Origin of the sequence: Pseudomonas sp. HD6422 (assembly GCF_025377065.1) — a bacterium.
GTDB classification, from domain to species: domain Bacteria; phylum Pseudomonadota; class Gammaproteobacteria; order Pseudomonadales; family Pseudomonadaceae; genus Aquipseudomonas; species Aquipseudomonas putida_U.
The window spans coordinates 1-8283 of the sequence record NZ_JAHWIW010000068.1 but is presented as its reverse complement, the minus strand read 5'-3'; the positions used below and the strand labels follow the sequence as shown (position 1 = coordinate 8283).

Annotated in this window: 7 protein-coding genes; 4 read left to right on the top strand and 3 right to left on the bottom strand. The window is 59.9% G+C overall.

Annotated features, from left to right (window positions below; genetic code table 11):
• Window positions 1–170 precede the first annotated feature (170 nt).
• Together KY379_RS26865 and KY379_RS26860 are read left to right on the top strand one after the other, a co-directional pair.
• Window positions 171–731 (top strand): recombinase family protein, encoded by a 561-nt coding sequence (locus tag KY379_RS26865; protein ID WP_003090771.1) that lies wholly within the window; start codon window positions 171–173, stop codon window positions 729–731.
• 3 nt (window positions 732–734) lie between these two features.
• A complete protein-coding gene (locus KY379_RS26860; RefSeq protein WP_003090772.1) occupies window positions 735–3701 on the top strand; it encodes a Tn3 family transposase in 2967 nt (988 codons plus the stop codon).
• Between the two features lie 423 nt (window positions 3702–4124).
• Here KY379_RS26860 and KY379_RS26855 read toward each other — a convergent pair whose 3' ends face one another.
• Both KY379_RS26855 and KY379_RS26850 read right to left on the bottom strand, forming a co-directional pair.
• Window positions 4125–4952 (bottom strand): M48 family metallopeptidase, encoded by an 828-nt coding sequence (locus KY379_RS26855; protein ID WP_102059627.1) that lies wholly within the window; start codon window positions 4950–4952, stop codon window positions 4125–4127.
• Window positions 4953–5209: 257 nt separating this feature from the next.
• Entirely contained in the window at window positions 5210–5659 is a 450-nt protein-coding gene (locus KY379_RS26850; RefSeq protein ID WP_145994188.1) for a hypothetical protein, read from the bottom strand.
• 328 nt (window positions 5660–5987) lie between these two features.
• Between KY379_RS26850 and KY379_RS26845 the strand changes: the two genes are divergently transcribed.
• Both KY379_RS26845 and KY379_RS27570 read left to right on the top strand, forming a co-directional pair.
• A complete protein-coding gene (locus tag KY379_RS26845) occupies window positions 5988–6845 on the top strand; it encodes a type II secretion system protein (protein ID WP_255260225.1) in 858 nt (285 codons plus the stop codon).
• A gap of 72 nt (window positions 6846–6917) precedes the next feature.
• Entirely contained in the window at window positions 6918–7307 is a 390-nt protein-coding gene (locus KY379_RS27570; RefSeq protein WP_368736596.1) for a protein-disulfide reductase DsbD domain-containing protein, read from the top strand.
• Here KY379_RS27570 and KY379_RS26840 read toward each other — a convergent pair.
• Window positions 7261–8187 carry a recombinase family protein gene (locus KY379_RS26840; RefSeq protein WP_004574516.1) on the bottom strand — a complete coding sequence of 309 codons (927 nt, stop codon included), beginning with the start codon at window positions 8185–8187 and terminating at the stop codon, window positions 7261–7263. The genes KY379_RS27570 and KY379_RS26840 overlap by 47 nt on opposite strands.
• Window positions 8188–8283 lie beyond the last annotated feature (96 nt).

The following is an 8283-nucleotide window of genomic DNA, read 5'->3' as shown; positions in this document are numbered from 1 at the left end:
CTGGATGTCAGGCAAGGCGCATCACGCCGTCAGAATAGAGTCCGCTTTCACATTCTTTGACACATGCTTGCCAAGGTCATAGATTTCAGCCTGACAAATTCAAGGCTTCGGGCGCAATGGAACCAAAAACCAACGCAAGCCCTGCCGCCCATCCAGCCCATGGAGGCATCTTGCAGGGACAACGCATCGGTTACGTCCGGGTCAGCAGCTTCGACCAGAACCCGGAACGCCAACTTGAACAGGTCGAGGTCGGCAAGCTGTTCACCGACAAAGCCTCGGGCAAGGACACCCAGCGTCCCCAGCTGGAGGCCATGCTCGGTTTCGTTCGCGAAGGCGACACCGTGGTGGTGCACAGCATGGATCGCCTGGCACGAAACCTCGATGATTTGCGCCGCCTGGTGCAGAAGCTGACCCAGCGCGGTGTGCGCATCGAGTTCTTGAAGGAAGGCCTGGTGTTCACCGGCGAGGACTCGCCGATGGCCAACCTGATGCTGTCGGTCATGGGGGCCTTTGCCGAGTTTGAGCGCGCCCTGATTCGCGAGCGGCAGCGCGAGGGCATCGCCCTGGCCAAGCAGCGCGGTGCCTACCGGGGCCGCAAGAAAGCCCTCTCCGACGAGCAAGCCATCACGCTGCGGCAGCGGGCCGCTGCGGGCGAGCCGAAGGCGCAGCTCGCCCGCGAGTTCGGCATCAGCCGAGAAACCCTCTATCAGTACCTTCGCAAGGACGACTGAACCATGCCGCGTCGCTCGATTCTCTCGGCTACGGAGCGCGACACCTTGCTTGCGTTGCCGGAAAGCCAGGATGACCTGATCCGCTACTACACCTTCAACGACTCCGACCTGTCGCTGATCCGCCAGCGGCGCGGCGACGCCAACCGCCTGGGCTTCGCGGTGCAGCTCAGCCTGCTGCGCTACCCCGGCTATGCGTTGGGCACCGACAGCGAGCCGCCCGAGCCGGTCATCCAGTGGGTGGCCAAGCAAGTTCAGGCCGACCCGGCGAGTTGGTTGAAGTACGGCGAACGCGACGTGACTCGCCGCGAGCACGCCCAGGAACTGCGCACCTACCTACAACTGGCCCCGTTCGGCCTGTCCGACTTCCGCGCCCTGGTGCGCGAGCTGACCGAGTTGGCCCAGCAGACCGACAAGGGCTTACTGCTGGCCGGTCAGGCCCTGGAGAGCCTGCGACAGAAGCGGCGCATTCTGCCGGCGTTGAGCGTAATTGATCGAGCTTGTTCGGAGGCCATTGCGCGGGCCAATCGCCGAGTCTACCGCGCCCTGGTCGAACCACTCACGGACTCGCATCGGGCCAAGCTGGACGAGCTGTTGAAGCTCAAGGCCGGCAGCAGCATCACCTGGTTGACCTGGCTGCGACAGGCACCGCTGAAACCGAACTCCCGTCACATGCTCGAACACATCGAGCGGCTGAAGACATTTCAGCTGGTGGACTTGCCCGAAGGCCTGGGCCGACACATCCACCAGAACCGCCTGCTCAAGCTGGCCCGCGAGGGTGGGCAGATGACGCCCAAAGACCTCGGCAAGTTCGAGCCGCAGCGACGCTACGCGACCCTGGCCGCCGTGGTGCTGGAGAGCACCGCGACGGTGATTGATGAGTTGGTCGATCTGCACGACCGTATCCTGGTCAAGCTGTTCAGCAGCGCGAAGCACAAGCATCAGCAGCAGTTCCAGAAGCAGGGCAAGGCGATCAACGACAAGGTGCGCCTGTACTCGAAGATCGGCCAGGCTCTGCTGGAAGCCAAGGAAAGCGGTAGCGATCCCTATGCCGCCATTGAGGCGGTGATTCCCTGGGACGAGTTCACCGAGAGCGTCAGCGAGGCCGAGCTGCTGGCCCGGCCGGAAGGCTTCGACCATCTGCACCTGGTCGGCGAGAACTTCGCCACTCTGCGCCGTTACACGCCGGCCTTGCTGGAGGTGCTGGAACTGCGCGCTGCCCCGGCTGCGCAAGGCGTGCTGGCAGCCGTGCAGACCCTGAGCGAGATGAACGCCTACAACCTGCGCAAGGTGCCGGCCGATGCGCCCACCGCCTTCATCAAGCCGCGCTGGAAGCCGCTAGTGATAACCCCGGAAGGCCTCGACCGGCGCTTCTACGAAATCTGCGCCCTGTCCGAGCTGAAGAACGCGCTGCGCTCCGGTGACATCTGGGTCAAGGGCTCGCGGCAGTTCCGCGACTTCGACGACTACCTGCTGCCGGCAGAGAGGTTCGCCGCGCTCAAGCATGCGCAGGCTCTGCCCCTGGCGATCAACCCGAACAGCAACCAGTACCTGGAAGAGCGCTTGCAGCTGCTGGACGAGCAGCTGGCCACCGTCACCCGCCTGGCCAAGGACAACGAGCTGCCCGATGCCATCCTCACCGAGTCCGGGCTGAAGATCACCCCGCTGGATTCCGCGGTGCCCAATACCGCGCAGGCGCTGATCGACCAGACCAGCCATTTGCTGCCGCGCATCAAGATCACCGAACTGCTGATGGACGTGGACGACTGGACGGGCTTCAGCCGCCACTTCACACACCTGAAGGACGGTGCCGAGGCCAAAGACCGGACATTGCTGCTGTCAGCGATCCTGGGCGATGCAATCAACCTCGGGCTGACCAAGATGGCCGAGTCGAGCCCCGGCCTGACCTACGCCAAGCTGTCCTGGCTGCAAGCCTGGCACATCCGAGACGAAACCTACTCGGCGGCCCTGGCCGAGCTGGTCAACCACCAGTACCGTCATACCTTCGCCGCTCACTGGGGCGACGGCACGACCTCTTCTTCCGATGGCCAGCGCTTCCGGGCGGGTGGTCGAGGCGAAAGCACCGGCCACGTCAACCCGAAGTACGGCAGCGAGCCGGGGCGGCTGTTCTACACCCACATCTCCGACCAGTACGCACCGTTCAGCACCCGCGTGGTGAATGTCGGCGTGCGCGACTCTACCTATGTGCTCGACGGTCTGCTGTACCACGAGTCCGACTTGCGGATCGAGGAGCACTACACTGACACGGCTGGCTTCACCGATCATGTCTTCGCCCTGATGCACCTGCTGGGCTTCCGCTTCGCACCGCGCATCCGCGACCTCGGAGAAACCAAGCTGTATGTTCCGAATAGCGTCCAGGACTACCCGACATTGCGCCCAATGGTTGGCGGCACCCTGAACATCAAGCACGTCCGCGCCCATTGGGACGACATCCTGCGCCTGGCCAGCTCGATCAAGCAGGGCACGGTCACCGCCTCGCTGATGCTGCGCAAGCTCGGCAGCTATCCGCGCCAGAACGGCCTGGCCGTGGCCCTGCGCGAGCTGGGCCGGATCGAGCGCACGCTTTTCATCCTCGATTGGTTGCAAAGCGTCGAGCTGCGCCGGCGCGTGCATGCTGGACTGAACAAGGGCGAAGCCCGCAACTCCCTGGCCAGGGCGGTGTTCTTCAACCGCCTCGGCGAGATCAGGGATCGGAGCTTCGAGCAGCAGCGCTACCGGGCCAGTGGCCTCAACCTGGTGACGGCCGCCATCGTGTTGTGGAACACGGTGTACTTGGAGCGCGCCACCCAGGCGATGGGCGATGCGGGGAAGTCGGTGGATGGTGAGCTGCTGCAATACCTGTCGCCGCTGGGGTGGGAGCACATCAATCTGACCGGCGATTATGTCTGGCGGCAGAGCCGCAGGCTGGAGGACGGGAAGTTTCGGCCGCTAAGGCTGCCCGGAAAACCTTAGCGTACGATTTTTTCCGTTTTCTCTATTCGCCCCATTAATGTCACCGTACAGCAGACTGCTATCGGAACCATGCAGCCACCGAAACCACCTGAGCCAGTAAATCCATGGTCTCAGTGCAGATACAGCGAGACGTGGGATAGCTCTGAAGGTGGCAGTGGATTCTACCTCTGGTCGGTAGCAGCCAACGGGAAGACTGGCTCTATCACTTGGAATACGTTCACTATCACTACAATGTTCGAGCCCGGCAACCTAACTCAGTACACGTTCCAAGGAGTGACGTACTACCGCGGCCCTCTTCGCGGAAGTACCAGCGGGTCCCCAAACTATGAGGTCTGCCGCTGAGAATCATTGGCTGTAAGGTCAGATGCAAAAAGCCCGGCGAGTGCCGGGCTTTTATTTGAGAGATGAATACTTAAGGAACACTCACGAGGCATTCAGATAGGCCGCTTGATACAGCGGAATCACTTTGGGTATCGCATCCACCAGCACTTGCATTCGTCGTGTATCGCTGGGATGGGTGCTCAGGAAAGCTGGCGAGGAATGACCCTTGTCGAGGGCTGCCATTTTCTGCCAAAGGGTAATGGCCGCCCTGGGATCGAAGCCTGCGCGCGCTGCAAGCTCCAAACCGATCAGGTCCGCCTCCTCCTCATCGCGCCGGCTAAAAGGCAGGCCCACACCAGTGTTCAACACTTTAGTGATAGCGCTCTTACCTAGCGAGCCTGCTTTCAAGACGTTAGCGCCTACTCCACCCGCCAGCTCGAAAACTGCATTCGCTGAGGCTTGTTCCCGGCCGTGCTGTCTTAGTGCGTGAGCGATCTCATGGCCAAGGACCATGGCTAACTCGTCGTCAGTCAGATTTAGACGCTTGATCAAGCCGGTGTAGACGACAATTTTGCCCCCTGGACCGCAGTTTGCGTTAACGACATCCTGGTCGATCACATTGACAAACCAGCCCCATTTTTCAGCATTAGGACGGAACACGTGGGTCTGCATCACCAGCTTTACAGTTAATGATTGGACGTGCTTGCCGAGCGGGGAATCTGTCACGAGCACCCCAGCGGCTTCGGCCTTCTTCACTCCCGCCTTGTAGGTAAGGGCATACGATTTCTCCACATCAGCTTCTGAAAAACCAGAAAACATGTACTGAGTACGGTCGACGCCTACCACGCCTGGCCTTGTCGTTTGAATGCCCGTGCACCCGATGAGGAGAGACAGCATACCGGTGAGCCCGACCAACCAGAATCTGTTCATTCTCACTCCCTGTTTCGTGCTGGCCCCCCCACCGCTGAAGCGGCTAGGCCAATGATCTGAGGCTCTACATTTTTCGAGAGGACAACCTAACGTCACGCACGTCTGCGGCAAGCAGGGTGAGGAGCAGTGCTACCTCAAGTAGGTAACAGGAAAAAGCTAGAGCCCGCCTGCACTGGGAGCAGGCTGAGGTGCGGATCATACAGGTAGAAAGGTCAGAACCAGGCGCCCAGTTATGCAGAAGGCTACTCCGGTCCTTGCTATTGGTTCACTTCTGGCATTCTGGAGGAGATCTCAGGCTTCATCCGTTCTTTCTGCTGCTCATAGAAGAATCGTAACTGCTCGGGCGGCATCAGCTCATCGGTACCGATTAGGAAGGCCCGGATCCCGTAGCCGCCGTCGACCGGCCAATCTAGTGTGACGATATTTAACGCCGGCGAATGGCCTAAGGTTGGCCAGGCAGGGAGGGTCCTCACGTAATGGACAATCATCACCTCGAGCGGTACACGGTCTTTCAGTTCAGGACTGGGTGCGTTGTCTAGAGCCCACAAGCCGAACTCAAGTCGGCGCTTCGGGTCAGGCTGCTTTGTCAGCCCGGATAATTGAGCGTCAACGGCCAGGAAGGTTGAGTTTCGCTCATCTGCATCCCTCAACAAACCCATGGGGACGCCGGTCGCTCGGCGGATGCCTGCGAGGGGGCTGTAACTCATGATGGACACGACTGAATACGCTGGGATGGCCACCTGGTGCTCCGCAGTAACTGATATTGGCGATAGGGTATCAATAGTGCACCGGATACCGAATCTAAACGAGCAATCGAATCACCATTCAGTACGCGTAGAGGCCTTAGCGCCAACAGTCCATATCAGCCATTGATGTGCCGAATCGTCGCATTGAGCCGGTTAAACTGGAGCATCATGTACCGGTTACACCCCCGTGTTCATTGGACGAAATCCGACAGCATGTTTTGGGTTGTGCTTTAAATGAGGTGTGTAATGATCCACGGCATCGGGCCTCTAACACGGAGAGAGTCGTCCAATGGTGCACCGTCGTCGCCAGTCAGGATTTTCATTACTTGAGTTAGCCATTTCCATTGCAATCATGGCGATGATCACTGCTGCAACCGTGCCTTCGTTTATGGAAGGCATCAATGAGATGCGGGCCAACCTAACCGCGCAAGAGACTCAGACCATCCTTGATGCTGCCCGGGCTTATCGGGCCGAAAAGGGCGGATGGCCAGGCGCTCCTCTTTGCGCTAATGCACTGAGCGTACTGCAGACCACGAGCCCCCCATACATTGGTGGGATTTCGTCGACGAATAAGTACAAGTCGCCAATCACGACCTCGTGCACCACCAACACGTTTAGCGTTGATCAAAATATCATCAAGGATTGGGAAGGGGTGGTTGCCAACTCCCTGCCAGGAACGACTGTCGTATCGACTGCCACCAGCTTGATCCGCAGCACTGTAAGCGCACCAGGTAGTGAATCTGCCCTCAACGACAAGCTCTCGCGAACTGCGCAAGCAAATGCGGAATTGAACCGTATGCGCACGACGCTGCTCATGGGCAACAACAACATCACTGAGGTCAACAACCTCGATACAGTCTCCGTCACAGCCAGCGGGATGGTTTCTGCCCAGACCTTGTCATCCACGGGCCGCGCTACCGTGGGTGACCTGGCCATCATGGGGTCCAACACAGAGTCTGCGTCCTGCTCACCGAACGGCCTGGTAAGTAGAACCGCTGGCGGCACACCGTTGAACTGCACCAATGGACGATGGGTGAAGCAAGTGGCCTACAACCCTGGCACTGTCACAACAGGCCAGGGGTGCGGTGACTTTGCAAAGGGGTCTATTGCATTCGACTCCTCCGGAAAGATGTTCATCTGCAAGTAACCCGCAAGCGCTGTGCAAGAGAGGAAAAGCGTGGTCGTGCTTTGGCAGGTCACATGCGGCAAGTGATTTACCATGGCGGCACACTCCGAACGTGCGCACGCTCCAATGACTCGACGATTCTTCCAAGCACTCATCGCTCTTACTGCTCTCATCACTTTAGCCCCGGCCGCGGGGGAAGAATTCAGCGCCCCACCCACTTTTCTCCCGGTACACGAGGCTTTCAAGGTCTCGGCTATCGGGACACCAGACGCCATTCAGGTGTATCTCGTCGCCGCACCTGGCTACTACCTCTACAAGTCCAAGCTGGGTTTCAGTGTTGCTGGCACAGGCGTAACTGCAGGTAGCGCGTTGCTACCCGCCGGCGAGCTGAAGACTGGGGTTTGGGGAGCAATGGAACAGAAAGTGCACTTAAGCCCTACCAGCGCCGTTCAGAGCCTTCTTCCCAGGCATCGGCTTCGATAAAGCAGTTGCGCATGTCGGCTTCCTGGCTGATCTCGGTCAGCAAGTCATGCACGGTCTTGTCCAGCTCATCGTCGCTCCGATACGGAATGGCCAGTTCGTAGTTGCCCGACTCCAGCCGTTTCATACTGTAGGGCTCCAAGCAGTAGCGCTCGATATTTTCCTTGGCCCGTTTCCGGCCGCGAACGAACTTGCTGTTGTTCACCACCGCCAGGCGCAGCGTGACGGTGGCCACCTGCTCGGCGGCGGGCTCTGCCGGCGACGCGACATTGCGTTGCTGACCTCGCGGCTGGGCGCTCTTCTGGTGTGCGCCGATCTCAACACCACGATGGCGCAGGTAGCTGTACAGCGTGCTCTTGGAGATGTGTAACTTCTCGCCGATGGCGCTGACGCTCAGGCGGCCCTCGCGGTACAGCGTCTCGGCCGCCATGGAGGTGGCCTCGGCCTTGGCTGGGAGGCCCTTGGGACGGCCACCGATCCGGCCCCGCGCCCGCGCGGCCGACAAACCCGCCTGAGTCCGCTCGCGGATCAGCTCGCGCTCGAACTCGGCCAGCGAGGCAAACAGGTTGAACACCAAGCGACCTTGGGCGTGGGTGGTGTCGATTGGGTCATTCAGGCTCTGCAAGCCGACCTTGCGCTCTGCCAGCTCGCCGACCAGCTCGACCAGGTGTTTGAGGGAGCGCCCGAGGCGATCCAGCTTCCAGATCACCACGGTGTCGCCCGCTCGAACATGGGCTAGCAACTTGTCCAACTCCGGCCGGGCGCTTTTCGCGCCGCTGGCGATGTCTTGATAGATGCGTTCGCACCCGGCCTGTTTCAGGGCATCGACCTGGAGGTCGGCGTTCTGATCCCGAGTGCTCACCCGCGCATAACCGATCTTCATCAAAAGTACCGTTTACTCGACTACGTTAGTAATAGTTGAACTTTGATTAAGCGTACCAGTTATTTGAACCGTAGCGCAGGTAGGTTAACCAGCCGA